This is a genomic window from Streptomyces changanensis (assembly GCF_024600715.1).
In the GTDB taxonomy this organism is placed as follows: Bacteria; Actinomycetota; Actinomycetes; order Streptomycetales; family Streptomycetaceae; genus Streptomyces; species Streptomyces changanensis.
Genome location: NZ_CP102332.1, coordinates 5758067 through 5782514, shown reverse-complemented (window position 1 = coordinate 5782514; position 24448 = coordinate 5758067). Strand labels below are relative to the sequence as shown.

Below are 24448 nucleotides of genomic sequence, written 5' to 3'. Positions count from 1 at the left end.
CCCGCCGCCCGGGGGACTCCCCGAGCGGCCCCGGCCGTCGCGTCAGTCCGTGAACGTCTCCCCCCGCTGCGCCTTCCGCACCAGCAGCGCCGGTGGCTCGAACCGCTCGCCGTACCGCGCGGCCAGCTCCCGCGTCCGCGCCACGAAGCCGGGCAGGCCGCCCTCGTAGCCGTTGACGTACTGCAGGACGCCGCCGGTCCAGGCGGGGAAGCCGATGCCCATGACGGAGCCGATGTTGGCGTCGGCGACCGAGGTCAGCACGCCCTCCTCCAGGCAGCGCACCGCGTCGAGCGCCTCGGAGAAGAGCATCCGCTCCTTCATGTCCTCGAAGGAGACCTCCGCGCCGGCGCGGGTGAAGTGCTCGCGCAGACCGGGCCACAGGCCGGTGCGGCGGCCGTCCGCGTCGTAGTCGTAGAAGCCGGCGCCGCCGCTGCGGCCCGTGCGGCCGAACTCGTCGACCATGCGGTCCACGACGGCCTCCGCCGGGTGCGCGGTCCAGGTCCCGCCCGCCTCCTCCACCGCGCGCCGCGTCTCGCCGCGGATCCGGCGGGGCAGCGTCAGCGTCAGCTCGTCCATGAGGGACAGCACCTTGGCCGGGTAACCGGCCTGGGCCGCCGCCTGCTCGACGGAGGCCGGTTCGACGCCCTCGCCCACCATCGCGACGCCCTCGTTCAGGAACTGGCCGATCACCCGGGAGGTGAAGAAGCCGCGCGAGTCGTTGACGACGACCGGCGTCTTGGAGATCTGCCGGACCAGGTCGAAGGCGCGGGCCAGGGCCTCGTCGCCGGTCCGCCCGCCCCGGACGATCTCCACGAGCGGCATCTTGTCGACCGGTGAGAAGAAGTGCAGGCCCACGAAGTCGGCCTGCCGCTCCACGCCCTCCGCGAGGACGGTGATCGGCAGCGTGGAGGTGTTGGAGCACAGCAGGGCGTCGGGCGCCACGACACCCTGCACCTCCTGGAACACCTTGTGCTTGAGGGCGGTGTCCTCGAACACCGCCTCGATGACGGCGTCGCACCCCGCGAGGTCCGCCACCTCGGCCGTCGGGTGGATGCGGGCGAGCAGCGCGTCCGCCTTCTCCCGGGTGGTCCGGCCGCGTTCGACCGCCTTGGCGCAGAGCTTCTCGGAGTACGCCTTGCCCTGGGCGGCGGCCTCCGCGGACACGTCCTTGAGCACCACCTCGATGCCCGCCTTCGCGCAGGCGTAGGCGATGCCCGCGCCCATCATCCCGGCGCCGAGGACGGCGGCCCTGCGGACCGTGCGGGGCTCCACGCCCTGTGGGCGGCTCCGCCCGGCGTTCACGGCCTGGAGGTCGAAGAAGAACGCCTGGATCATGTTCTTCGCGGTCCGGCCGGTGACGAGTTCCGTGAAGTAGCGGGACTCGATGACGCAGGCGCTCTCGAAGTCGACCTGGGCCCCCTCGACGGCGGCGGCGAGGATGTTGCGGGGCGCCGGGTAGGGGGCGCCGTTCAACTGCTTGCGCAGGTTCGCCGGGAAGGCCGGCAGGTTGGCAGCGAACTTCGGCTGCGCCGGGGTGCCGCCGGGGATCCGGTACCCCGGGACGTCCCAGGGCTGGCGGGACTCGGGGTGGGCGTCGATGAAGGCGCGGGCCTGGGCGAGCATGGACTCGGGCGAGTCGGCGACCTCGTGGACCAGGCCGTTCTCCAGGGCGCGCCGGGGTGGGTACTGCCGGCCCTGGAGGAGGACCTTCAGCAGCGCGTCGGCGATGCCCATGAGGCGGACGGTGCGGGTGACGCCGCCTCCGCCGGGCAGCAGGCCGAGCGTGACCTCGGGCAGGCCGATCTTCGAGCCGGGCGCGTCCAGGGCGATCCGGTGGTGGGAGGCGAGGGCGATCTCGTAGCCGCCGCCGAGCGCCGCGCCGTTGATGGCGGCGACGACGGGCTTGCCGAGGGTCTCGATGCGCCGCAGCGAGCGCTTGATCTCGTTGGTGGCGTCGAAGATCCGCTGGGCGTCGGCCGGGCCCGCCCGCATCATGTCCCTGAGGTCGCCGCCGGCGAAGAAGGTCTTCTTCGCCGAGGTGTAGACGATGCCGCGGATGGAGTCCCGCTCGGCCTCGCACCGGTCGGCGACCGCGGCGATCGACTCGCGGAACGCCTGGTTCATGGTGTTGGCGGACTGCTCCGGGTCGTCGAGGACGAGGGTGACGACACCGGTCTCGTCCTGTTCCCAGCGGATGGTGGAACGCGTCGGCAGGGCGGTCATGGATGCTTCTCCGTAACGGGGTTCGGGCGGGACGCGGACGGGGCGGACTCAGAGGCGCTCGACGATGGTGGCGACGCCCATGCCACCGCCGACGCAGAGGGTGGCGAGGCCGTACCGCTTGTCCTGGCGTTCCAGCTCGTCGACGAGGGTGCCGAGGATCATCGCGCCGGTGGCGCCGAGGGGGTGGCCGAGGGCGATGGCGCCGCCGTTGACGTTGATCCGGTCGAGGGGCAGGCCCATGTCCCGGGCGAAGCGCAGGACGACCGCGGCGAACGCCTCGTTGATCTCGACGAGGTCGATGTCGTCGATGGTGAGGCCGGCCTTGGCGAGCGCCTTGCGGCTGGCGGGCGCGGGCCCGGTGAGCATGATGGTCGGCTCGGAGCCGGAGACGGCGGCGGAGACGATCCGGGCGCGCGGCGTCAGCCCGTACCGCTCGCCGACCTCGCGGGAGCCGACGGCGACGAGGGCCGCGCCGTCGACGATGCCGGAGGAGTTGCCCGCGTGGTGGACGTGGTCGATCCGCTCGACCCAGTGGTACTTCTGGAGGGCGACGGCGTCGAAGCCGCCCAGGTCGCCGATGTCGGCGAACGACGGCTTGAGCCCGGCGAGGCTGTCGGCGGTGGTACCGGGGCGCAGGTGCTCGTCGTGGTCGAGGACGACGAGCCCGTTGCGGTCCTTGACGGGGACGACGGACCGGTCGAAGCGGCCGTCCTTCCACGCGGCGGCAGCGCGCTCCTGGGAGAGGGCGGCGTACTCGTCGACGTCGCGCCGGGAGAAGCCCTCGACGGTGGCGATGAGGTCGGCGCTGATGCCCTGGGGGACGAAGCGGGTGGTGTGGTTGGTCATGGGGTCGGACATCCAGGCGCCGCCGTCGGAGCCCATCGGCACGCGGGACATCGACTCGACGCCGCCGGCGAGGACGAGGTCCTCCCAGCCGGAGCGGACCTTCATGGCGGCGGTGTTGACCGCGTCGAGGCCGGAGGCGCAGTAGCGGTTCTCCTGGACGCCGGCGACGGTGTCGGGCAGCCCGGCGGCGATGGCCGCGATCTTGGCGATGTCGGAACCCTGGTCGCCGAGCGGGGAGACGACGCCGAGGACGATGTCGTCGACGGCGGCGGGGTCGAGGCCCGGGAGCCGGTCGCGCAGCTCGTGGATGAGGCCGACGACGAGGTCGATGGGCTTGGTGCCGTGCAGGGAGCCGTTGGCCTTGCCGCGGCCCCGGGGGGTGCGGATCGCTTCGTAGACGAACGCTTCGGTGGTCACAGGTCGGGCCTTTCGCGTCGCGGGGGTCGTCGCATCACGGGTGGGGTGGGTCAGCCGAGCAGCGAGCGGCCGATGATCTCCTTCATGATCTCGGTCGTGCCGCCGTAGATGGTCTGGATCCGGCCGTCGGTGAAGGCGCGGGCGACCGCGTACTCGCTCATGTAGCCGTACCCGCCGTGGAGCTGCAGGCACCGGTCCGCGACCCGCTTCTGCAGCTCGGTGGCCCACCACTTGGCCATCGAGGCGTGGACGGCGTCGAGCGTCCCGTCGGTGTGGTCCTCGATGCAGCGGTCGACGAAGGAGCGGGTGACGGCGCACTCCGTGGCCATCTCGGCGATCTCGAAGCGGACGTGCTGGAGCCGGGCGAGCGGCCTGCCGAACGCCTCGCGCCCCTTGACGTACGCGCTGGTGGTCTCCAGGAGGTGCTCGGCGCCCGCCGCCGCGGCGACGGCGATGGTCATGCGCTCCTGGGCGAGGTGGGTCATGAGGTGGACGAAGGCGCCGTCACGCTCGCCGAGGAGGTTCTCCTTCGGTACGCGGACGTCGCGGAAGAAAAGCTCGGCGGTGTCCTGGGACTTCTGGCCGATCTTGTCGAGGTTGCGGCCGCGTTCGAAGCCGGGGGCGCCGCGCTCGACGACGAGCAGGGACAGGCCGTGCGCCCGGCCCTCGGGGGTGGTCTTCGCCACCACGACGACGAGGTCGGCGAGGATGCCGTTGGAGATGAAGGTTTTGGAGCCGTTCAGGAGGAAGTGGTCGCCGCGGTCCTCGGCGGTGGTGCGGATGCCCTGGAGGTCGGAGCCGGCGCCCGGTTCGGTCATGGCGATGGCGGTGATGGTCTCGCCGGTGCAGAAGCCGGGGAGCCAGCGGCGCTTCTGCTCGGTGGTGGCGAGCCCGGTCAGGTACGGCCCGATGATGTCGTTGTGCAGGCCGATGGCGAGGCCGGGGGCGCCGGCGCGGGCGAACTCCTCGGCGAGCACGGCGCTGTAGCGGAAATCGGGGTTGCCGCCGCCCCCGTACTCCTCGGGCACGGCCAGGCCGAGGAGGCCCTGGCGGCCGGCGGCGCGCCAGGCGTCGCGCGCGACGACGCCGTCCTCCTCCCACCGGGCGTAGTGCGGCAGGACCTCCTTGGCGAGGAAGGTGCGGACGGTGTCGCGGAACGCGTCGTGCTCGGCGCTGAAGATCCGGCGCTTCAACGGGGCCTCCTGTCGGGGCTGTCGGCGCTGCTGTCGGCGGAGTCGGGGGCGGCCGGGGCCGCGCGGGGGGCGTCGGCGGGCGGTGCTGCGGGGACGGCCCCGGCGGGCGGTGCCCCACGGGTGGCGTCGACCGTCGGTGCGGGGTGCGCGACGGCCGGGACGTCCCAGTCGCGGGCGACCTCGTCGGCGTCCGCGCCCGGCCGGGCGGGCGGGCGGCGTACGGAGGCCGGGGTCGCCGAGAAGCGGGGGGCGGGCGCGGGCTGGGTGAGCCCGGCGTGCTCGGTGAACGTGCCCCGGGCGGCGAGGTGCGGGTGGGCGGGAGCCTCGCGCAGGGTCAGGACGGGGGCGACGCAGGCGTCGGTGCCCTCGAAGAGGGCCGTCCACTCGTCCCGGGTGCGGGTGCGGAACCGGGCGGCGACGGCGGCGCGCAGCCCGTCCCAGCGGGCCGGGTCGTGGCGGGCCGCCGCCGTGGCGTCGTCGAGCCCGAGGATCCGCGTGAACACGTCGTAGAAGCGCTGCTCCAGCGCCCCCACCGCCATGTGGGCGCCGTCGGCGGTCTCGTAGGTGCCGTAGAAGGGGCAGCCGCCGTCGAGGAGGTTGGTACCGCGCCGGTCCTGCCAGGCGCCGGCCGCCAGCATGGCGTGGATCATCGTGGCGAGGTGGGCGGCGCCGTCGGCGACGGCGGCGTCGACGACCTGGCCGGTGCCGCCCTCGGAGCGCGCGTGGTGCAGGGCGGCGAGGACGCCGACGACGAGGTAGAGGGAGCCGCCCGCGTAGTCGCCGACCAGGTTGGCGGGGACGGTGGGCGGCTCGTCGGGCCTGCCGAAGAGGGAGAGGGTGCCGGTGACGGCGATGTAGGAGACGTCGTGCCCGGCGCGCGCGGCGAGGGGCCCGTCCTGGCCCCAGCCGGTCATCCGGCCGTAGACGAGCCCCGGGTTGCGGGCCAGGCACTCCTCGGGGCCGACACCGAGGCGCTCGGCCACACCCGGCCGGTAGCCCTCGATGAGCACGTCGGCGCGGGCGACGAGGTCCAGGAGGCGGTCGGGGCCGTCGGCGGCCTTGAGATCGAGGAGGACGGAGCGCTTGTTGCGGTTGGTGAGGTCGTACGCGGGGTCGATGCCCAGCCCCGCGCCGCCCGGCCGGTCGACGCGGACGACGTCGGCCCCCAGGTCGGCCAGGAGCATCGCCGCGAACGGCCCCGGTCCGATGCCGGCCAGCTCCACCACGCGCACCCCGGTGAGCGGGCCGTTTCCCGTCGTCGCCGTCATCCGGTCCCCTCGCCACGCCTCTGTGACACTACTGCTGTAACAGTGACGATGTTAAGAACGTGTTCCATCGCGCACAACCCCCCACCGGCACGCCCCGCACCGGCCGCACCGGGGCGGGCACGACACCCGTTAGCCTCTGCCTCCTTACAGCAGCGCACCAGAGCAGTGGCGGAGGGCCTGATGGACACGCGGGACGGCACGGCACGGGCGTACGACGTGGTGCTCTACGGGGCGACCGGCTTCGTGGGGGAGCTGACCGCCCGCTACCTGGCGGCGCACGCGCCGGACGGGTGCCGGTGGGCGCTGGCCGGGCGGTCGCGCGAGAAGCTGGCGCGGTTGCGCGACCGCCTCGCCGCCGACCACCCCGGCTGCGCGGAGCTGCCGCTGCTCGTGGCGGACGCCGCCGACCCGGCCGCGCTGCGCGAGCTCGCCGCGTCGGCGCGGGTCGTCGCCACGACCGTCGGCCCGTACGTCTGGTACGGCGAACCGCTCGTCGCCGCCTGCGCGGCGGCGGGGACGGACTACGTCGATCTGACGGGTGAACCCGAGTTCGTCGACCTGATGTACGTACGCCACGACGCGCGGGCCAGGGAGACGGGGGCGCGGCTGGTGCACGCGTGCGGCTTCGACTCGGTCCCGCACGACCTGGGCGTGTACTACACGGTGCGGCAGCTGCCGCGGGACGTGCCGCTGCGGGTCGACGGGTTCGTCCGGACCAGCGCGCTCTTCTCCGGCGGCACGTTCGCCTCGGCGCTCACCGCGATGGGGCGCGGGCGGCAGACGGCGCGGGCGGCGCGGGAGCGGCGGCTGCACGAGCCCCGGCAGGTGGACCGGCGGGCCCGTGCGCCGCTGGCCGGGCCGCGGTTCAGCCGCGAGACCGGCGCGTGGGCGCTGCCGCTGCCGACGCTGGACCCGCGGGTCGTGGCGCGGTCGGCGGCGGCGCTGCCCGAGTACGGCCCGGACTTCCGGTACCGGCACTACGCGGCGGTGCGGACGCTGCCGATGGCGCTGGGCGGGGTGGCCGCCGTCGGCGCCGGCCTCGCGCTGGCGCAGGTGCCGCCGGCGCGCCGGTGGTTGCTGGACCGGTACGCGCAGGGGAGCGGCCCGGACGCGGAGCGCCGGCGGCGCAGCTGGTTCCGGGTCCGCTTCGTCGGCGAGGGCGGCGGGCGCCGGGTGTGCACCGAGGTGTCGGGCGGCGACCCGGGTTACGACGAGACGGCGAAGATGCTCGCCGAGTCGGCGCTGTGCCTCGCCTTCGACGGTGGCCTGCCGCCGGTCGCGGGCCAGGTGACGACGGCCGTGGCGATGGGCGACGCGCTGCTGGAGCGGCTGGGCGCGGCGGGCATCCGGTTCAGGGTCGCGGACGCGCGCTGAGCCCGGGGCGCGGGGGCGGTGGCTGGGCCCCGGGGCGTGGGCACGCGCGCGGCGGGCGGGGGCGGTGGCTGAACCGGGGGCGCGAGCGGCGGGCGGGGGCGGTGGCTGGGCCGGGGGCACGCGAGCCGGGGCGCTAAGGCGGTGGCCGGGCGGGGGGCGCGGGCAGGCGCACCGCGGAGGGGTGCGGGGACGGCGGGCGTCCGGGCGGCCGCCGCCCGGGCTCGGCGCCCGCGCGCGTCACTCCCGTACGAGGCAGAACGGGTGGCCCGCACGCGGCCCGCACACGGTCCGGGCCGTGCGCGGGCCGCCCGCGTCGAGGACCTCCGCGCCCAGCGCCACCGCCGCGTCGCGCGCCGCCTCCAGGTCGGTGACGCCCACGTCCGGGTGGACCCGCTGGGGCCGCCGCGGATCGGGCCACCGCGGCGGCTCGTACGGGTCGGCGCGCTGGAAGGCCGGCACCCGGCCGTCGCCGAGGTGGAGCGTCGCCCAGTCGTCGTCGAGGGACCAGCGCGGGTCCGGACGGTCCGTGTCGCCGCCCGGCATGCCCCGGTGGAGGACGGCCGGCGCCCGTGGGTCGGGGCAGTCCGGCACCACGCGCTGCAGCCGGTGGATCATGCGGCGCTCCCCTGCCCCGCGGTGGCCTCCCGCAGCGCGCGGCGGCACAGCGCGTCGGCGAGCCGGGTGGTCTCCGGCAGCCGGTAGCGGGGCGTCAGTGCCAGCGTGTGGGCGCAGGCGGCGTCGAGCGTGACGCGGTGTCCGACGGAGACGAAGACGGGCTTGACGCCGTCCCTGGTGCGCAGGGCCCGCCCCACCTCCTGTGCCCCGGCGAGGAGCGGCGCGGTGGAGCCCCGGCGGGGCGCCGGGTCCTCGTGGGTGAAGGTGAACGGGTTCTTCGCGACGCCCACGACCGGCAGCCCGGTGAGGACGCCGAGGTGGCTGGCGAGGCCGAAGCGGCGCGGGTGGGCCAGCCCGTAGCCGTCGCAGACGACGAGGCCCGGCCCGGCCGTGAGGGTGTCCAGGGCGGCGAGGACGGCGGGGAGCTCCCGGAAGGCGAGGAGGCCGGGGACGTACGGGAAGGAGACCCGGCCGACGGCGGTGGCCTCCTCGACGACGTCCAGCGTGCGGGCGTCCAGCACGACGGCCGCCGCGGCCACCAGGTCGCGCTCGTCGTCGTACGCCACGTCGACGCCGGTCACGAGGCCGGTGCCGGGGGCGGGCCCCGGCTCGTCCAGGACCACGCGGGCGCGCAGCGCGTCCTGGACGGCCAGGGCCTCCTCCTCGTCGGCCGGCCAGCCGGCGGGCGTTTCGATGATCGTCATAGTGCCGTCAGCCTAGCCAGCGGGTGTCGGGCCGTCGCCCACCGCGCGCCTCACGCCACCCCGTCGCCCCACCCCACGCGCCCCACCCCACACGCCTCACCCCGCGTGCCGGACCAGGCGCGCGACGCGGCCCTGGGCGCCCGACGCCCAGCAGCCGCCGTCCGGGGTGCAGTCCACGGTGTCGTACGAGCCGGTGTCGACGGTCCGCCAGGTCCGCCCGCCGTCCGTGGTGAGGTCCGTGCCGGTGGGGCCGACGGCGAGGGCGGCGGAGCGGCTGTGCGGCAGCCAGGCCACGGAGGAGCGGTAGGCGGGCGGGGGCGTGGTGGCCGTGCGCCATGCGCGGCCGCCGTCCCGGGTGACGGCGGCGGCGTCGGGGGACGGCTGGTCCGCGCGGTGGTCGCCGCCGACCGCGATGCCGTGGGCGCGGTCCCGGAAGGCGAGGCCGAACACGCCGCGGGCGGCGTCGCCCGCCGGTATCCCCGCCCCGGTGGCCGTCCAGGTCAGGCCACGGTCGCCCGAGTGCAGCACACGGCCGACGGACCCGCCGCCTGTCGCCAGCCAGACGTCGCGCGGACCGGCGCTGACGAGGCACTGGCCCCCGGCGGCGAACCCGGCTTCCCCGGGGAGCGCGGCGGGCATGCCCTCGTCCGGCAGGACCCGCCAGCTGCGCCCGCCGTCGGCGGTGGACAGGATCCGGAACCGGCCGTCGACGGGGTCGCTCATGGCGAGGCCGTGGCGTCGGTCGAAGAAGGTCACGCAGTCGTAGAAGGCGCGCGGGTCCGGGTTGCGGAAGGTCTCGGTCCAGGTGGCGCCGCCGTCGTCGGTGCGCAGGATGCGGGACGCCTCCCCCTCCCCGATCGCCAGGACCACCGCGCGGCGTCCGTCGAACGCCTCGACGTCCCGGAACTCCAGTTCGCCCGCGCCCGGTGGGGACACGTCGCGCCAGCTGCGTCCGCCGTCGGAGGTGCGCAGCACGGTGCCCGCCGAGCCGGCGACCCACGCCGTGTGCCGGGTCACCGCGGCCAGGCCGCGGAAGCGGGCCGTGACGCCCGTCGCGACCGGCTGCCAGCCGGGTACCGCCCCCGCCGCGCCGGCCTCGGACGCCCGCGCGGGGGCGGTCCCCCGGGCGTGGGCCGCCGGACCGGCCGCCAGGGCCGTCGCCGCCACGGCCGCCCCGCACAGCACCAGTGAAACCCACCGTCTCGTCTTCCCCATGGCTGTCATGGCGCCGGAACGTACTGCCCGCCCTCCGCCGCGTCCAGAGCGCCTCCGCCCGTGACGCACCTCACAGACGGCCGCAGTGCACGCCCCGGCGGAATCCGTCGTCCTTCCCGGTGAAGGGCAGAGCGGGAGACCGAGGAGGGAGCCGGACGTGTCCGCCGTGATCGAACAGGCCGTGGAAGCCCGTCTCGTCGCGCCCGCGCCCTGCATGGACGTCGTCCCCGCCGTCCTCGGCTACGCGTGCGCCGACCCCTACGCCGTGCGCATGACCTTCCCCGCCTCGGCGACGCTGGAGGGCGTGGAGGTCGTGTGGGAGTTCTCCCGTGAGCTGCTCGCCGCGGGTCTGGAGGGCCCGGCGGGGGCGGGTGACGTCCGGGTGCGGCCCTACGGGCAGGACCGGACCGTCATGGAGTTCCACGCCTGCGAGGGCGTCGCGGTGATCCACGTGCGCACCGGCGAGCTGCGCGGTTTCCTGCGGCGGGCCCTGGAGCTGGTGCCGGCCGGTCGCGAGCACCTCCACCTGGACCTGGACGGCCACCTCGCGCAGCTCCTGCGCGACGCGTACTGAGCCGCGCGCCCGGCGGGGAAAACCCGTTGCCGCCGGGGCCGCCCCCGCCCTAGCGTTCTTCCCGGCCCCGTAGCCGTCGATCGGAGTAGGACATTGCTCGTCTGAGGTCCTGAGACACCGTGCCGCCGCACGAAGCGCGCTCCCGCGCCGTGCGTGCCGCCGTGTGCGACCTCGGCGTACGAGCCCGTCCCGCCCGCCCCGCCCCGCGCCCCGCGCGGGCCGGCCGGCCCGACCGCCCCCGCCGCCCCCGGTCGCCACACCGGTGTCCCGCCCGTTGCCCCCCACCCCCTCCACGCAACCGGGAGACGCTCATGGCACACCCTTCCCCTTCCCCCGCGCTCGCCTGCTCCGCCCTGTCCTTCGCCTGGCCGGACGGCACCCCCGTGTTCGACGGGTTGAACCTGGCCGTCGGCCCGGGGCGCACGGGCCTGGTCGGCCGCAACGGATCCGGCAAGTCGACCCTGCTGAAGCTGCTGGCGGGCGAGCTCGCCCCGGCCGGCGGCACGGTCAGCGCCGCCGGCGACGTCGGGTACCTCCCGCAGGCCGCCACCCTCGACACCGGCCTGCGGGTCGACGAGGCGCTCGGCATCGCCCGCGCGCGGGCCGCCCTGCACGCCATCGAGTCGGGCGACGCGCGCGAGGAGCACTTCACGGCGGTCGGCGACGACTGGGACGTGGAGGAGCGGGCCCGCGCCACGCTCGACCAGCTGGGCCTGGACGGCATCGGCCTGGACCGCACCACCGGCGAGGTGTCGGGCGGCGAGTGCGTGCTGCTGCGGCTCGCCGCCCTGTTGCTCGCCCGGCCCGCCGTCCTGCTGCTCGACGAGCCGACCAACAACCTCGACCGCTACGGGCGCCGGCGGCTCCACGCGGCCGTCGACGCCTGGCCGGGCGTCCTCGTCGTCGTCAGCCACGACCGGGAGCTGCTGGAGCGCGTCGACCGGATCGCCGAGCTCCGCGAGGGCGGGGTCGGCTGGTACGGCGGGCCCTACTCGGCGTACGAGGAGGCGGTGGCCGCCGAGCAGGAGGCGGCCGAGCGGATGGTGCGCGCCGCCGAGTCGGACGTGCGGCGGCAGCGTCGGGAGCTCGCCGAGGCGCAGGTCAAGCTCGCCAAGCGGAAGAAGTACGGGCAGAAGAGCGCCGAGAACCTGCCGCCGATCGTCGCGGGGGCGCGCAAGCGGGCCGCCGAGGTGTCGGCCGGCAAGCACCGCGCCGTCCACGCCAAGCGGCTGGAGCAGGCGCGGGACCGGCTGGGCGAGGCGGAGGAGGCGGTACGGGACGACGACGCGATCCGCGTGGAGCTGCCGTACACGGCCGTGCCGCCGGGCCGGGGCGTGTTCCTGCTGCGGGACCTCGTGCTGCGCCACGGGGCGCGGCTGGACGGGGAGTTCGAGGTGCGCGGGCCCGAGCGGGTCGCCCTCGTGGGACGCAACGGCTCCGGCAAGACGACGCTGCTGCGGACCCTCGCCGGGGAGCTGGAGCCCGTCGCGGGGGAGGCGGTGGCGCGGGTCCCGCTGCGCTTCCTGCCCCAGCGGCTCGACGTCCTGGACGACGGGCTGTCCGTCGTGGAGAACGTGGCGCGCTTCGCCCCGGACGCCTCGGTGAACCGGATCAGGGCGCGACTGGCCCGGTTCCTGTTCCGCGGGGCGAAGGCCGACCAGGCGGCGGGGACGCTGTCGGGCGGCGAGCGGTTCCGGGCGGCGCTCGCGGCGCTGCTGCTGGCCGAGCCGGCGCCGCAGTTGCTGCTGCTGGACGAGCCGACCAACAACCTCGACACGGCGAGCGTGCGCAGCCTCGTCGACGCGCTGGAGGCGTACGAGGGGGCGCTGGTCGTGGCGAGCCACGACGTGCCGTTCCTGGAGGCGATCGGCATCACACGGGAGGTGTCGCTGGAGCGTGTGACCTCGGCCGATGCGGGAACGTGAGCGGTCGGTTCCCCGGGCGGGCTTGGCGCGGGGCTTATCGCGCGTTTAACCTACGGTCTCGTAACCTACGAGTCCGTAAGTAATGATCGCTTTCCCAGGAGCCCACGTGACCCTCACCTCTCCCCACCTCGGCAGTTCGGCGGACTGGACCGATGCCCGACTGCTGTACGCGCTGGAAGAGGTCGTCGAGAAGGAACTGAACCGGCACCTCAAGGTCGTCAAGGACTGGATGCCGCACGAGTACGTGCCGTGGTCCGACGGCCGGAACTTCCCGGGCCTCTTCGAGGACGGGGAGCCGTGGGATCCGCAGCAGTCGAAGGTGACCGACGTGGGCAGGATCGCCCTGGTGGTGAACCTGCTCACCGAGGACAACCTGCCGAGCTACCACCACGAGATCGCCACGCTCTTCGGCCGGGACGGCGCCTGGGGCACCTGGGTCCATCGCTGGACAGCCGAGGAGGGCCGGCACGGCATCGTCATGCGTGACTACCTGCTCGCCTCGCGGGCCGTGGACCCGGACAAGCTGGAGCAGTTCCGGATGGCCCACATGAGTGAGGGCTTCGAGTCGGACAACCGCCACTCGATGCTGCACTCGGTGGCGTACGTCGCCTTCCAGGAGCTCGCCACCCGCATCTCGCACCGCAACACCGGCCACCAGTCGGGCGACCCGGTGTGCGACCGGATGCTGGCGCGCATCGCGACCGACGAGAACCTGCACATGGTCTTCTACCGCAACCTGCTGGGCGCGGCCTTCGAGCTCGCCCCGGACCTCACGATGCAGGCGGTGCGGGACGTCGTCGTGAACTTCCGCATGCCGGGCCACGGCATGCCGGGGTTCGAGCGGGCGGCGGCGCAGATGGCGATCGGCGAGATCTACAACATGCGGATCCACCACGACGACGTGCTCCAGCCGGTGCTGCGGTTCCTGAAGGTGCTGGAGATCGACGGGCTCGGCCCGGAGGGCCTGAAGGCCCAGGAGGAGCTGGGCCTCTACATGAACGGGCTGGACGCGGAGGCGTCCAAGTTCGACGAGAAGCTGGCCGCGCGCAAGGCCCGGATGGCGGCCCGCGCCGCCGGCTGACGGCCGCGACGCGCTCGCCCGGGGCCGGCGGGGCCGCGGTGGCTCCGGTGGCTCGCGCGGGACCCGGCGGGCCGCGTCGCTCGACGGGCCCGGCGGCCCGACGGGCTCAGCGGCGGCCGGCGCGCCGGCGCCTGAGCGCGTACCGCTCCTGCTCGGAGAGGCCGCCCCACACGCCGAACCGCTCGTCGTGCGTGAGCGCGTACTCGAGGCACGCCTCCCGGCCCTCGCAGATGCCGCAGAGCATCTTCGCCTCACGGGTGGAGGAACCGGGCTCCGGGAAGAACAGCTCGGGCCCGGTCTGCGCGCACAGGGCGGTCTCCTGCCAGGAGAGCTCGCCGTCCGCCGGGGCGGTGCCGGCCGGGACGGGGCGGAGGGCGGGGCGTTCTGCGGTGTCGTTGATCGGCATGCCGCACACGCTCCCCCACCGCGATAAACGAGCCGTCAACGTACGGTCAACGCCGGCGGAGGCGGGTGCTCATCGTCAGGATGGCCCCGCGCACGGTGACGGGGCAAAGGGTTCCGGGGCGGGGCGTGTCCCCCCGCCGCGTTCCGCTTCCCGGCGCGTGCCCGGTTCACCGGTCGCGGGTCACCGGTCGCGTGCCGCGCCGGTCCTCGTCGAGGCCGGCGCCGCGCGAGCCCTACGGGGTGGCGGGCGCCCGGTGCAGGACGGCGAAGCGGGCGCCGTAGGGGTCGGTGAGCAGGGCGCTGCGGCCGAGACCGGCGAGGGCCCCGGGGCCGCGCCGGACGGTGCCGCCGAGCCGTTCGGCCAGCGCCACGGCCGCGTCCAGGTCGCCCACCTCGAAGTACGGCGTCCAGCAGGGGCCGTCTGCCGCCTCGGCCGGGTCCCCGCCGAGCGGGACGACCCCGCCGAAGGCGTCGGCGGGCGCGTCGGGTCCGCCGCCCGGCGGTTGGAGCAGCGTGTACGCCGAGCCGGGGTGCGCGGTGTGGGCCTCCATGCCGAAGACCTGGTCGTAGAAGGACAGGTCGGCGACCGGATCGGGCGTGTACAGCTCGGTCCAGGCGAGGGCGTTCGGTTCCCCGACCACGTCGAGGCCCTGGAGCGCACGGGGCTGCCACACCCCGAAGCCCGCGCCCGTCGGGTCGGTGAACAGGGCCATGCGGCCCAGGTCGAGGACGTCCGTCGGGTCGAGCGCCACGCTGCCGCCGCCCGCGCGGACGGCGGTCGCCGCGGCGTCGGCGTCCGGGGCGCGGAAGTACAGCGTCCAGGCCGTGCCGCCCCCGTGCGGGGGCGGCACGGTCATGGCGCCCGCGACGGTCCCGCCGGCGGCGGTGAACATGCCGTAGCCGCCCGCCTCGGGGCCGGCCGACGCGAACTCCCAGCCGAACAGCCCCCGGTAGAACGCCCGCGCCCCGTCGAGGTCGGGCGTGCCGAGGTCGATCCAGACCGGGGAGCCGGGGAGGGGGCGGGGGGTGGGCATGGGTACTCCTCGGGATGCCTTCCGGTGTCCGGTGCCTGCTGTCCGGTGCCTGCTCGGCGCCTGCCCGGCGCCCGCCCGGTGTCTGCTCCGTCCGGGCCGCCGTCCGGTGCCTGCTCTCCGGTGTCCGGTGTCCGTGTGGGGGCTGCTGGTCCGAGTCTGCGGCGGTCGTGGCGCCGGCGCACGCCGACCGTGGCGCTCGGGGGCCGCGCCGGCCGGCCGCCGGCCGCCCGGGCGCGGACCGGCCCGTCACTCCTTCCTGGCACGGCTCGGCTGCACCCGTTTGGGCTCCCCGGGCATCTTGGGGTAGTCCGGCGGGTACGGCAGGTCGCCGAGCCCGTGGTCGCGCTCGTCCCGCTCGGCGAGCTCCAGCAGCCCCTCCAGACCGAAGGCGTACTCCTCCATGTCGGCGTGGACGTCACCGTGGTCGGCGTACCGGACGGGCATGGTGATCAGGTCGAAGTCGCGCGGCTCGACGTCGTCGAGCTCCTCCCACCGCAGCGGGGCGGAGACCGGGGCGTGCGGTCTGGGCCGGACGGAGTAGGCGGAGGCGATGGTGCGATCCCGGGCCGTCTGGTTGTAGTCGACGAAGATCCGCTCGCCGCGCTGCTCCTTCCACCAGGCGGTGGTGACGCGGCCGGGCATGCGGCGCTCCAGCTCGCGGCCGACGGCGATGGCGGAGCGGCGCACCCCGGTGAAGGTCCAGCGGGGCTCGATGGGGACGAAGACGTGCAGTCCGCGGCCGCCGGAGGTCTTCGGCCAGCCCCGCAGTCCGTACTCGTCGAGGAGGGCGCGCAGTTCGTGGGCGGCGCGCACGGCGTCGGCGAAGCCGGTGCCCGGCTGGGGGTCGAGGTCGATGCGCAGTTCGTCGGGGTGGTCGGTGGCGTCGCCCCGGACGGGCCAGGGATGGAAGGTGAGCGTGCCGAGGTTCGCCGCCCACAGGACGGCGGCGACCTCCGTGGGGCGGATCTCGTCGGCGGAACGGCCGCTGGGGAAGGCGATGTGGGCCGTGGAGATCCACTCGGGGAGGTTCTTGGGCGCCCGCTTCTGGAAGAACGACTCGCCGTCGACCCCGTCCGGGAAGCGCTCCAGGGTGGTGGGGCGGTCCCGCAGCGCCCGGGTGATGCCGTCGCCGACGGCGAGGAAGTAGCGGGCCACGTCCAGCTTCGTGAAACCGCGCTCCGGGAAGTACACCTTGTCCGGGTTGGACAGGCGCACCGTGCGTCCACCCGCCTCCAGCTCCACCGCTTCTGCCATGCCGCCACGGTAGGCGGAGGGAACAGAACGCGCATATCGGGTCCGTCCGGGCGCAGAATCGTGCCATGGATCTGCCGGTGATGCCGCCCGTGAAACCGATGCTGGCCAAGAGCGTCAAGACCATTCCGCCCGGGATGCACTACGAGGGGAAGTGGGACGGGTTCCGTGCCGTCGTCCACCGGGACGGCGACGAGGTGGTGATCGGCAGCCGGACCGGCAAGCCGCTCACCCGGTACTTCCCGGAGGTGGTGGAGGCGGTGCGGCGGCTGCTGCCCGAACGGTGCGTCGTGGACGGCGAGCTCGTCGTCGCCCACGACGGGCGGCTGGACTTCGACCGGCTCTCCGAGCGGATCCACCCGGCGGAGTCGCGGGTGCGGACGCTCGCCGAGCGGACCCCGGCGCGGTTCGTCGCGTTCGACCTGCTGGCACTGGGCGACGCGGCCCTGCTCGACGCCCCGCTGACCGAGCGCCGCGCCGCGCTGGAAGGGGCCCTGGCGGACGTCCGGCCGCCCCTCCACGTGGCGCCCGCGACGACCGACGTCGAGATCGCGCGGCGGTGGTTCGAGCAGTACGAGGGCGCCGGGCTGGACGGGATCGTCGCCAAGCCGCTCGACCTCCGCTACCAGCCGGACGCCCGCCTCATGTACAAGATCAAGCACGAGCGCACCGCCGACGTGGTGGTGGCCGGATACCGCTTCCACAAGAGCGGCCCGGTGGTGGGTTCGCTGCTGCTCGGGCTGCACGACGACCGGGGCGCGCTCCAGCACGTCGGGGTGTGCGCCGCCTTCACGGCGCGGCGCCGCGCGGAGCTGGTGGAGGAGCTGGCGCCGCTGGTCATGGACCCGCCGGACGCGCACCCCTGGGCGGCCTGGGGGGAGGCCGCCGCGCACGAGAGCGCCCGCCGGCTGCCGGGGGCGCCGAGCCGCTGGTCGGGGAAGAAGGACCTGTCGTGGGTGGCCCTGCGCCCCGAGCGGGTGTGCGAGGTGGGCTACGACCACATGGAGGGCGACCGGTTCCGCCACACGGCCCAGTTCCGCAGGTGGCGCCCGGACCGGACGCCGGAGAGCTGTGGCTACGAGCAGTTGGAGGAACCGGTCTCGTACGACCTGGACGAGGTGCTGTCCGGTCCGTGACGGAGGCCGCCCTGACGCGGCCCGCCCCGTGACGCCCTGTCAGCGACCGGGCGCCCAGGGCCATGACGGAGCCGCCGGCCGGGGCCCCGGCCGGCGGCTCCGTCACCGGCGGGCTCCCCGGCCGTGGCGCGTCCTGCCGGGGCCGGCGCGGGCCGGGCGTCACCCGCCCCGGCGCTCTCCCTCGGCCCCCCGCTCTCCTCCGGTCCTCCGCTCGCCCCCGGTCCTCCGCTCTCCTCCGGTCCTCCGCTCGCCCCCGGTCCTCCGCTCTCCTCCGGTCCTCCGCTCGCCCCCGGTCCTCCGCTCGCCTCCGGTCCTCCGCTCGCCTCCGGTCCCGTGGCCGCCCTCGGTCCCCCGCTCGTCCTCGGGGGCGCGGCCGCGCTCGGTGCGGGGGCCGCGGGAGCGCCACTCCGGGCGGGCCTGGAGGGTGGCGTTCGCCTGGTCGTTGGCGTCCCGGTCGGAGACGCCGTGGTTCTCCGCCTCCTTGCGGAGCCGCGCGCGGTGGATGTCGTATTTCTTGCTGCCGGGCTCGGGCATGGCGCTCACCTCCGACCAGGTCGGGTACCCCGTGGAGGACCGCGGACACCGGACAGCCGGGGGCCGGGAGGCGGCCCCGGGGACGGACCACCGCCCCGGAGCCGTCACCATAGGGGGGTACATCCCGCGCCCGGACGCCTGCCACAAGCAGGACAGCAGTAAAGGACCTCACGTGACCGTGTCGCGTCTCATCCCCGTGCCGATCCCCGACCACGTCGCCGCGCTGATCGGGTCCTGCATGCCGATGGGGGTGCTCCAGGCGGAGATCGACGCCGAGTGCGCCGCGCGTGAGGTGCGCCGTTTTCGGGGCCCCATGTGCCAGGACGACCAGGTCGACCGGGAGCACGCCCTGGCGGCGCTGGCCCGCGCCAACAAGGTGCTGGCCGCGTACAACCCTGGCCTCGTGCTCCGCCCGGGCGGCGGCATCCGCTAGCCGCCCGCCCCGCCCGCCGGACCGCCGTCCCCGGACGGCCCCGGCGGACCCGCCGACCCGCCGGACGCCCCGTCAGTCGAACGTGCCGTCCACGTACACCCACGCCCCGCCGTCCTTCTCGAAGCGGCTGCGCTCGCGGAGCGCGCCCGGCTCGCCGGCGTGGGTGTAGTGCGCGGCGAAGGTCACCGTGCCGGTCGTGTGGAAGAGCGTGCCGTCCGTCGTGTCCAGGACCTCCAGGCCCGTCCAGCGGGTCTCCGGGTCGAAGTCGACCGAGCGGGGGCGGGTGGCCGCCGCCCAGGTGCGCAGCAGGTACCCCTCGTCGCGCACCACGAAGGCGCTGTAGCGCGACCGCATCAGCCGCTCCGCCGTCGGGGCCCGCTCGACGCCCGAGTGGAAGCGTCCGCAGCACTGGCCGTACGCCGCCGCCGATCCGCACGGGCAGGGCGCGTCCGGCCCGAGGGCCGGGGCGGGGGCCGGCGCGGCGGCACGGGCGGGGGCGGTGCGGGGGCGTGGCTTGCGTCGCGACATGCGTCCATTCTGCCCGGCGCCGCCCCGGGGCCCCTTTCCGGCCATTGTGCGGTGGGGGCCGCGCGGTGCTTCCGGGTCATGGGGGGCGGCCCTATCCTCCTGCGCCGGACGTGGTACTTACCGCCGGTAAAGGGGTCGGGATGAACCGTACGGGTACGACGCGACGCACGTTCGTGGCGGGCGCCGCCGCCGTCACCGGGGCGGGGGTCGTGGGCGTGGCGCCGACCGCCCGGGCAGGGGTTCCCCGCTCCCCCGGGCCGGCTGACGTGCCAGGCCGCTCCGTCGCCGTGCTGGGAGGCGGCGTCGCGGGGCTGACGGCCGCTCACGAGCTGGCCGAGCGGGGCTTCCGCGTCACCGTCTACGAGCGGCGCGCACTCGGCGGGAAGGCCCGCAGCATGGACGTGCCCGGCAGTGCCCGGGGCGGGCGCAGACCACTCCCCGCGGAGCACGGTTTCCGCTTCATCCCGGGCATCTACCACAACCTGCCCGACACGATGCGGCGGATCCCGTTCCCCGGGAACCCGAACGGGGTCTTCGACAACCTCGTCGCGCCCGGCGAGATGATGTTCGCCCGCACCGGCCGCGAGGACCTGCGCTTCCCGATCCCCTGGCCCGGGCACCGGCCCGAACGGCTGACCCTCGACGAGCTGCGCCGCGCGCTGACCGCCCTGCTCGACACCGCCCTGCGCCTGCCGCTCCACGAGACCGCCTACTTCGTCAACCGGGCGCTCGTCTTCCTCACCAGCTGCCAGGAGCGGCGCGACGAGGTGTGGGAGCGCACGCCCTGGTGGGAGTTCACCCGGGCGGCGCGGATGTCGGTCGACTACCAGCGGATCCTCGCCATCGGGGTGACCCGCAACATCGTCGCCACCAAGGCCGAGGAGGCCAGCACCCGCACCGTCGGCACGCTCGGCGAGGCGTTCGTCCTGAACGCGCTCGGCCGGGGCGCGGACGGCCCGCCCGACCGGATCCTCAACGCCCCCACCAACGAGGCGTGGATCGACCCCTGGGTGGCGCACCTGCGCGCGCTGGGCGTGGAGTTCAGGATCGGCTGGACGCTGCGCGAGATGCGGTACGGCGACGGGCGGATCACCGCCGCGCTGGTCGACGACCCGCAGGGCGGACGCCACGCGGTCACCGCCGGGCACTACGTCTGCGCGCTGCCCGTCGAGCACGCCCGCCGCACCTGGGGCCCGGCCCTGCGGGCGGCCGACCCCCAGCTGGCCCGCTGCGACCGGCTGCGCACCGACTGGATGACGGGCATCCAGTTCTATCTGACCGAGCGTCCGCCGCTCGTGCGGGGCCACGTGAACTGCATCGACTCGCCCTGGTCGTTGACGGCCATCGCCCAGGCCCACCACTGGACGGGCGGGGACTTCGCCGCGCGGTACGGCGACGGGGTGGCCGTGGACTGCCTGTCGGTGGACATCTCGGAGTGGGACCGGCCGGGGATCCTGTACGGGCGGACCGCGAAGCAGTGCACCCGGGAGCAGGTCGCGCGGGAGGTGTGGGCGCAGCTGAAGGCCGCGCTGAACGACACCGGCCACCAGGCGCTCAAGGACGGTGCGCTGCACTCGTGGTTCCTGGACCCGGGCGTCGACGGGCTCGGCACCCCGCACCCGACGAACGAGGACGAGCTGCTGATCCACCCCGTCGGCACGTTCCACGACCGGCCGCGGGCTCAGACCCGCGTGCCGAACTTCTACCTGGCCGGCGACTACGTCTCCGTCGACATCGACCTCGCGACGATGGAGGGCGCCAACGCGGCGGCGCGCCAAGCCGTGAACGCGCTGCTGGACCGGTCGGGCTCGGACGCGCCGCGGTGCGCGGTGCGCCCGCTGTTCCGGGCTCCGGAGATCGAGGGGCTGCGGCGGCACGACCTGTTCCGCTACCGGCTGGGCCTGCCCAACGCGCTCGACCTGGGGTGACGGCGCAGTAGCGTACGGGTCATGAGGCTGACGATTCTGGGCGGCGGCGGGTTCCGGGTGCCGCTGGTGTACCGGGCGCTGCTCGCCGACCACGGGGAGGGCCGGGTCACCCGGGTCGTCCTGCACGACGTGGACGGGGCGCGGCTCGCCGCGATCTGCAGGGTGCTGGCCGACCAGGCGGCGGGCGTGCCCGACGCGCCGGCCGTGAGCGCGACCACCGACCTCGACGAGGCGCTGCGGGGCGCGGACTTCGTGTTCTCGGCGATCCGCGTCGGCGGCCTCGCGGGGCGCGCGGCGGACGAGCGGGTGGCGCTGGCGGAGGGGGTGCTCGGGCAGGAGACGGTCGGCGCGGGCGGAGTCGCCTACGGGCTGCGGACGGTGCCGGTGGCGGTGCACGTGGCCCGGCGGGTGGCCGAACTGGCGCCGGCCGCCTGGGTCATCAACTTCACCAACCCGGCGGGCCTGGTCACGGAGGCGATGTCGCGGGTGCTCGGCGACCGGGTCGTCGGCATCTGCGACTCGCCGGTGGGGCTGGGCCGGCGGGTGGCGCGGGTGCTCGGCGCGGACCCGGCGCGGGCGTGGGTCGACTACGTGGGCCTCAACCACCTCGGCTGGCTGCGCGGGCTGCTGGTCGACGGGCGCGACCTGCTGCCGCGGCTGCTCGCCGACGACGTGGCGCTCGGCTCGTTCGAGGAGGGCCGGCTGTTCGGCCCGGACTGGCTCCGCTCGCTCGGCGCGGTCCCCAACGAGTACCTGCACTACTACTACTTCAACCGCGAGACGGTCCGCGCCTACCGGGAGGCGGTGTGCACGCGCGGGGCGTACCTGCGCGACCAGCAGGAGGGGTTCTACGCGGCGGCCGCCCGACCGGAGGTGCGCGCCCTCGACGCGTGGCGGCACACGCTCGCGGAGCGGGAGGCCACGTACATGGCGGCCAACCGCACGGCCGCCGGGGACGAGGCGGGGCGGGCCGAGGAGGACCTGGTGCCCGGCGGCTACGAGCAGGTGGCGCTCGCGCTGATGCGGGCGGTCGCGCGGGACGAGCGGTCCACGCTCGTCCTGAACGTCCGCAACCGGTCGACGCTGTCGGTGCTGGACGCCGACGCCGTCGTCGAGGTGCCGTGCCTGGTGGACGCGAACGGCGCCCACCCGATGGCCGCGGCGCCGCTGCCGAACCACGCCGTGGGGCTGGTGGCGGCCGTGAAGGCGGTGGAGCGGGAGGTGCTCGCGGCGGCGGAGAGCGGTTCGCGGCAGGCGGCGGTCAAGGCGTTCGCGCTGCATCCGCTGGTCGACTCGGTGGCGGTGGGCCGACGGCTGCTGGACGCCTACCGGGCGGAGCACCCGGAGCTCGCGTACCTCGACTGAGGCGCGCGGCGGGGTGCGCCGGCGCGGCTCCCGCCCGCGGCCGGCCGGTGGACGCCCACCGTGGACGGACGACCCGGGCCGCCGGTACGGACGACCGGGACACGGAGGGCCAGGGGACGACCGGGACACGGGCCGGGCATGACGCAGGGGCGCGGCGGCGCCCCCCGACGCCGCCACGGCCCACCCCCCATCACGGACAGGGGGCACCGCCGGTTCACCGGGGTGCCCCGTGACGGGGGGCGATGCCGTTCGACGGGGCGCGGCGGGGCGGGTCAGGGCTTGCGGGCGACAGCGGCGTACCCCGGGATGGGTTCGTCGCCGGCCACGGGAACGGGCTCACCGAGCTCGGGGTGCCACTCCGCGGTCAGCGAGACGCCCGGTTCGACGAGCTCCAGCCCGTCGAGGAAGCGGCCGAACTCCTCGCGGCTGCGGGGCCGCAGAGTGAGGCCGCGGCCCTGGTACACGGCGCGTGCCTTCGCGGCGCCCTCGGGGTCGAACTCGCTCGTCACGTGCGACAGGACGACGTAGCTGCCCGGCGCGAGGCGCTCGACGAGCCGGGCGAGCAGCTCGTAGGCGCCGTCCTCGTCGTCGACGAAGTGGAGCAGGGCGAGCATGGACAGGGCGACCGGCCGGGAGAAGTCGAGGACGTCGCCCGCCTGTTCCAGGATGGTGCGCGGGTCGCGGGCGTCGGCCTGGATGTACGCGGTGGCGCCCTCGGGGGTGGAACGCAGCAGCGCCGCGGCGTGGGCGAGGACGATGGGGTCGTTGTCGCAGTAGACGATCCGCGACTCGGGCGCTACCTGCTGGGCGATCTGGTGCAGGTTGGGCTCGGTGGGTATCCCCGTGCCGATGTCGAGGTACTGGCGGACGCCGGCCGCGCCGAGCCAGCGGGTCGCCCGGTGCATGAAGGCGCGGTTGACGCGGGCCATGTCGCGGCCGCGGGCGTCGATGGTGAGCAGCTGGCGGGCCATCTCCTCGTCGACGGGGTAGTTGTCCTTGCCGCCGAGGAACCAGTCGTACATCCGGGCGGGATGGGGCTTGCTGGTGTCGATCCGTACGCCGTCGGCGGGGGAGGCTTCCTCGGTGGCGGTGTCGTTCCCGGTCATCGGCTGCTCCAGGGGTCGGGGTCGGACGTGGTCAGTGTCGGACGTGGGGACCGGACGGTGTCGGCGGCCGGCCGGGGTGCCGCCGGACGGTGGTGCGCCGGACGATCGGTGGCCCGCGGGGGGCCGTGGCGCCGCGGGGTCGACCGCGGGGCGGTCGACAGCATATGACGCCGGGTCAGGTGAGCAGGAAGTCGGCCTGCCCGGACTTGGCGCCCTGGATGAACGCGGCGATCTCCCCGGGGGTGTAGATGAGCGCGGGGCCGTCGGGGTCGGCGGACTGGCGCACCGCGACCCTGCCGTCGGCCAGCTTCATGGCCTCGATGCAGTTGCCGCCGTTGCCGCCGCTCCACGGCTTGTGCCACCCCTCGGCGCCGAGGTCGGTGGCGGGCATGCCGTTGTATATGCGAACCATTCACAGCTCCTTGCGGAAAGCCCGGAGGATTTCCTTCGTACGTTGTGCGGTGGCGGCCTGTGCCGCCATGCGGTCCATGACCTCGAGGTGGGAGGCCACCTCGGGGCGCGCGTCGAGGTAGACGGCACCGGTCAGGTACTCGCTGTAGACCATGTCGGGGAGCTCGGGCACCGCGAACCGGAAGAGCACGAAGGGGCCGTACGTGCCGGGGTGGTGCCCGGTCGCGAACTCCGCGACCTGGAGGGTGACGTGCGGGAGCTCGGCCGCCTCGACGAGCCGGTCGAGCTGGGCGCGCATGACCGCCGGGCCCGTGCCGGGCGGCCGGCGGCGCAGCACCGTCTCGTCCATGATCACCCAGAACTTCGGGGGGTCGAGACGGCTGAGGAGGGCCTGGCGCTCCATGCGCAGGGCCACGTGCCGTTCGATGTCCTCGGGTGAGACCCGGCCGACCGCCCCGGCGCGGAGCACCGCGCGGGCGTAGTCCTCGGTCTGGAGGAGCCCGGGCACGAAGTGCGGTTCGTAGGCCCGGATGAGGCCGGCGGCGCCCTCCAGGCTCACGTACATGCTGAACCAGGTGGGCAGGACGTCGTGGAAGCGCTGCCACCAGCCGGGCCGGTTGGCCTCCTCCGCCAGCTGCACGAAGCCGGCCGCCTCGTCGCGGTCGACGCCGTACGCCTGGAGGAGCAGCTGCACGTACGGGATCTTCAACGCGACCTCGGCCGTCTCCATGCGGCGGATGGTGGCCGGGGCGACGTGCAGGACCCTGGCGGCCTCCTCCCGCTTCAGACCCGCTCGCTCCCGCAGATCCTGGAGTCGCTTGCCGAGAACGACCTGTCCCACGGTGGGGGCGGACCGCGGCTCGCTCACTTCTGACCTCCCCA

23 protein-coding genes are annotated in these 24448 nt (G+C 75.2%); 8 read left to right on the top strand and 15 right to left on the bottom strand.

Features of this window, described 5'->3' with window-relative positions; genetic code table 11:
- Positions 1–42 precede the first annotated feature (42 nt).
- Genes NRO40_RS25250 through NRO40_RS25235 form a run of 4 tightly spaced genes read right to left on the bottom strand, consistent with a single transcriptional unit; the run spans position 43 to position 5947 of the window.
- A complete protein-coding gene (locus NRO40_RS25250) occupies positions 43–2223 on the bottom strand; it encodes a 3-hydroxyacyl-CoA dehydrogenase NAD-binding domain-containing protein (protein WP_058941554.1) in 2181 nt (726 codons plus the stop codon).
- Positions 2224–2271: 48 nt separating this feature from the next.
- The gene (locus NRO40_RS25245) at positions 2272–3486 is read right to left on the bottom strand and encodes an acetyl-CoA C-acetyltransferase (protein ID WP_058941555.1); all 1215 of its coding nucleotides are present in this window, start codon (positions 3484–3486) and stop codon (positions 2272–2274) included.
- A 50-nt stretch (positions 3487–3536) separates the two neighbouring features.
- Positions 3537–4679, bottom strand: coding sequence for an acyl-CoA dehydrogenase family protein (locus NRO40_RS25240; RefSeq protein ID WP_058941605.1), 1143 nt, complete (start codon positions 4677–4679; stop codon positions 3537–3539).
- Entirely contained in the window at positions 4676–5947 is a 1272-nt protein-coding gene (locus tag NRO40_RS25235; protein WP_257375509.1) for a CaiB/BaiF CoA transferase family protein, read from the bottom strand. Before NRO40_RS25235 ends, NRO40_RS25240 begins: the two co-directional genes overlap by 4 nt.
- Positions 5948–6127: 180 nt before the next feature.
- On the opposite strand from NRO40_RS25235, the gene NRO40_RS25230 reads away from it, so the two are divergent.
- The gene (locus tag NRO40_RS25230) at positions 6128–7321 is read left to right on the top strand and encodes a saccharopine dehydrogenase family protein (protein ID WP_058941556.1); all 1194 of its coding nucleotides are present in this window, start codon (positions 6128–6130) and stop codon (positions 7319–7321) included.
- A gap of 237 nt (positions 7322–7558) precedes the next feature.
- On the opposite strand, the gene NRO40_RS25225 is transcribed toward NRO40_RS25230, so the two are convergent.
- From NRO40_RS25225 to NRO40_RS25215, 3 genes are all read right to left on the bottom strand, one after another.
- Positions 7559–7936, bottom strand: coding sequence for a VOC family protein (locus NRO40_RS25225; protein ID WP_058941557.1), 378 nt, complete (start codon positions 7934–7936; stop codon positions 7559–7561).
- Positions 7933–8640 (bottom strand): endonuclease V, encoded by a 708-nt coding sequence (locus tag NRO40_RS25220; protein ID WP_058941558.1) that lies wholly within the window; start codon positions 8638–8640, stop codon positions 7933–7935. The genes NRO40_RS25225 and NRO40_RS25220 overlap by 4 nt, the downstream gene beginning before the upstream one ends.
- A 96-nt stretch (positions 8641–8736) precedes the next feature.
- Positions 8737–9864 carry a WD40/YVTN/BNR-like repeat-containing protein gene (locus tag NRO40_RS25215; protein WP_107115049.1) on the bottom strand — a complete coding sequence of 376 codons (1128 nt, stop codon included), beginning with the start codon at positions 9862–9864 and terminating at the stop codon, positions 8737–8739.
- Positions 9865–10012: 148 nt separating this feature from the next.
- Here NRO40_RS25215 and ssgD point away from each other — a divergent pair, with 148 nt between their 5' ends.
- The 3 genes from ssgD to NRO40_RS25200 all read left to right on the top strand — a co-directional run bounded on the left by ssgD (position 10013) and on the right by NRO40_RS25200 (position 13435).
- Positions 10013–10429: a spore wall synthesis regulator SsgD gene (gene ssgD, locus NRO40_RS25210; protein ID WP_058941559.1), complete on the top strand. Its 417-nt coding sequence runs from the start codon at positions 10013–10015 to the stop codon at positions 10427–10429.
- Positions 10430–10740: 311 nt separating this feature from the next.
- Positions 10741–12354, top strand: a complete 1614-nt coding sequence (locus tag NRO40_RS25205; RefSeq protein ID WP_058941560.1) for an ABC-F family ATP-binding cassette domain-containing protein — start codon at positions 10741–10743, stop codon at positions 12352–12354.
- Between the two features lie 106 nt (positions 12355–12460).
- Positions 12461–13435 (top strand): acyl-ACP desaturase, encoded by a 975-nt coding sequence (locus tag NRO40_RS25200; protein ID WP_058941561.1) that lies wholly within the window; start codon positions 12461–12463, stop codon positions 13433–13435.
- A gap of 106 nt (positions 13436–13541) precedes the next feature.
- On the opposite strand, the gene NRO40_RS25195 is transcribed toward NRO40_RS25200, so the two are convergent.
- The 3 genes from NRO40_RS25195 to ligD all read right to left on the bottom strand — a co-directional run bounded on the left by NRO40_RS25195 (position 13542) and on the right by ligD (position 16128).
- Positions 13542–13841: a WhiB family transcriptional regulator gene (locus NRO40_RS25195; protein ID WP_079046956.1), complete on the bottom strand. Its 300-nt coding sequence runs from the start codon at positions 13839–13841 to the stop codon at positions 13542–13544.
- Between the two features lie 232 nt (positions 13842–14073).
- Positions 14074–14874, bottom strand: coding sequence for a VOC family protein (locus NRO40_RS25190; protein WP_058941562.1), 801 nt, complete (start codon positions 14872–14874; stop codon positions 14074–14076).
- 246 nt (positions 14875–15120) lie between these two features.
- On the bottom strand, positions 15121–16128 hold the full coding sequence (ligD, locus tag NRO40_RS25185) for a non-homologous end-joining DNA ligase (RefSeq protein ID WP_058941563.1): 1008 nt from the start codon (positions 16126–16128) through the stop codon (positions 15121–15123).
- Between the two features lie 65 nt (positions 16129–16193).
- Between ligD and NRO40_RS25180 the strand changes: the two genes are divergently transcribed.
- Positions 16194–17261 (top strand): ATP-dependent DNA ligase, encoded by a 1068-nt coding sequence (locus NRO40_RS25180; protein WP_058941564.1) that lies wholly within the window; start codon positions 16194–16196, stop codon positions 17259–17261.
- Positions 17262–17420: 159 nt separating this feature from the next.
- On the opposite strand, the gene NRO40_RS25175 is transcribed toward NRO40_RS25180, so the two are convergent.
- Positions 17421–17795 carry a hypothetical protein gene (locus NRO40_RS25175; RefSeq protein ID WP_079046957.1) on the bottom strand — a complete coding sequence of 125 codons (375 nt, stop codon included), beginning with the start codon at positions 17793–17795 and terminating at the stop codon, positions 17421–17423.
- A gap of 172 nt (positions 17796–17967) precedes the next feature.
- Here NRO40_RS25175 and NRO40_RS25170 point away from each other — a divergent pair, with 172 nt between their 5' ends.
- Complete coding sequence (locus NRO40_RS25170; RefSeq protein WP_257375508.1) at positions 17968–18228, top strand: hypothetical protein; 261 nt, start codon at positions 17968–17970, stop codon at positions 18226–18228.
- Between the two features lie 72 nt (positions 18229–18300).
- Here NRO40_RS25170 and NRO40_RS25165 read toward each other — a convergent pair whose 3' ends face one another.
- Entirely contained in the window at positions 18301–18756 is a 456-nt protein-coding gene (locus tag NRO40_RS25165; RefSeq protein ID WP_058941565.1) for a YchJ family protein, read from the bottom strand.
- Positions 18757–18896: 140 nt separating this feature from the next.
- Here NRO40_RS25165 and NRO40_RS25160 point away from each other — a divergent pair, with 140 nt between their 5' ends.
- Together NRO40_RS25160 and NRO40_RS25155 are read left to right on the top strand one after the other, a co-directional pair.
- Complete coding sequence (locus NRO40_RS25160; protein ID WP_058941566.1) at positions 18897–20684, top strand: hydroxysqualene dehydroxylase; 1788 nt, start codon at positions 18897–18899, stop codon at positions 20682–20684.
- 21 nt (positions 20685–20705) lie between these two features.
- Positions 20706–22049: a 6-phospho-beta-glucosidase gene (locus NRO40_RS25155; protein ID WP_058941567.1), complete on the top strand. Its 1344-nt coding sequence runs from the start codon at positions 20706–20708 to the stop codon at positions 22047–22049.
- Positions 22050–22321: 272 nt separating this feature from the next.
- On the opposite strand, the gene NRO40_RS25150 is transcribed toward NRO40_RS25155, so the two are convergent.
- The 3 genes from NRO40_RS25150 to NRO40_RS25140 all read right to left on the bottom strand — a co-directional run bounded on the left by NRO40_RS25150 (position 22322) and on the right by NRO40_RS25140 (position 24434).
- Entirely contained in the window at positions 22322–23155 is an 834-nt protein-coding gene (locus tag NRO40_RS25150) for an SAM-dependent methyltransferase (RefSeq protein WP_058941568.1), read from the bottom strand.
- 175 nt (positions 23156–23330) lie between these two features.
- The gene (locus NRO40_RS25145) at positions 23331–23567 is read right to left on the bottom strand and encodes a DUF397 domain-containing protein (RefSeq protein WP_058941569.1); all 237 of its coding nucleotides are present in this window, start codon (positions 23565–23567) and stop codon (positions 23331–23333) included.
- Positions 23568–24434: a helix-turn-helix domain-containing protein gene (locus tag NRO40_RS25140; RefSeq protein ID WP_257375507.1), complete on the bottom strand. Its 867-nt coding sequence runs from the start codon at positions 24432–24434 to the stop codon at positions 23568–23570. It abuts the gene before it with no gap.
- Positions 24435–24448 lie beyond the last annotated feature (14 nt).

Coding starts and splice junctions, on each gene's coding strand:
- NRO40_RS25155 (WP_058941567.1), top strand. CDS start 20,706: ATGAGGCTGACGATTCTGGGCGGCGGCGGGTTCCGGGTGCCGCTGGTG.
- NRO40_RS25250 (WP_058941554.1), bottom strand. CDS start 2,223: ATGACCGCCCTGCCGACGCGTTCCACCATCCGCTGGGAACAGGACGAG.
- NRO40_RS25225 (WP_058941557.1), bottom strand. CDS start 7,936: ATGATCCACCGGCTGCAGCGCGTGGTGCCGGACTGCCCCGACCCACGG.
- NRO40_RS25215 (WP_107115049.1), bottom strand. CDS start 9,864: ATGACAGCCATGGGGAAGACGAGACGGTGGGTTTCACTGGTGCTGTGC.
- NRO40_RS25150 (WP_058941568.1), bottom strand. CDS start 23,155: ATGACCGGGAACGACACCGCCACCGAGGAAGCCTCCCCCGCCGACGGC.
- ligD (WP_058941563.1), bottom strand. CDS start 16,128: ATGGCAGAAGCGGTGGAGCTGGAGGCGGGTGGACGCACGGTGCGCCTG.
- NRO40_RS25175 (WP_079046957.1), bottom strand. CDS start 17,795: ATGCCCGAGCCCGGCAGCAAGAAATACGACATCCACCGCGCGCGGCTC.
- NRO40_RS25220 (WP_058941558.1), bottom strand. CDS start 8,640: ATGACGATCATCGAAACGCCCGCCGGCTGGCCGGCCGACGAGGAGGAG.
- NRO40_RS25160 (WP_058941566.1), top strand. CDS start 18,897: ATGAACCGTACGGGTACGACGCGACGCACGTTCGTGGCGGGCGCCGCC.
- NRO40_RS25230 (WP_058941556.1), top strand. CDS start 6,128: ATGGACACGCGGGACGGCACGGCACGGGCGTACGACGTGGTGCTCTAC.
- NRO40_RS25145 (WP_058941569.1), bottom strand. CDS start 23,567: ATGGTTCGCATATACAACGGCATGCCCGCCACCGACCTCGGCGCCGAG.
- NRO40_RS25205 (WP_058941560.1), top strand. CDS start 10,741: ATGGCACACCCTTCCCCTTCCCCCGCGCTCGCCTGCTCCGCCCTGTCC.
- NRO40_RS25165 (WP_058941565.1), bottom strand. CDS start 18,756: ATGTCGCGACGCAAGCCACGCCCCCGCACCGCCCCCGCCCGTGCCGCC.
- NRO40_RS25190 (WP_058941562.1), bottom strand. CDS start 14,874: ATGCCCACCCCCCGCCCCCTCCCCGGCTCCCCGGTCTGGATCGACCTC.
- NRO40_RS25195 (WP_079046956.1), bottom strand. CDS start 13,841: ATGCCGATCAACGACACCGCAGAACGCCCCGCCCTCCGCCCCGTCCCG.
- NRO40_RS25180 (WP_058941564.1), top strand. CDS start 16,194: ATGGATCTGCCGGTGATGCCGCCCGTGAAACCGATGCTGGCCAAGAGC.
- NRO40_RS25235 (WP_257375509.1), bottom strand. CDS start 5,947: ATGACGGCGACGACGGGAAACGGCCCGCTCACCGGGGTGCGCGTGGTG.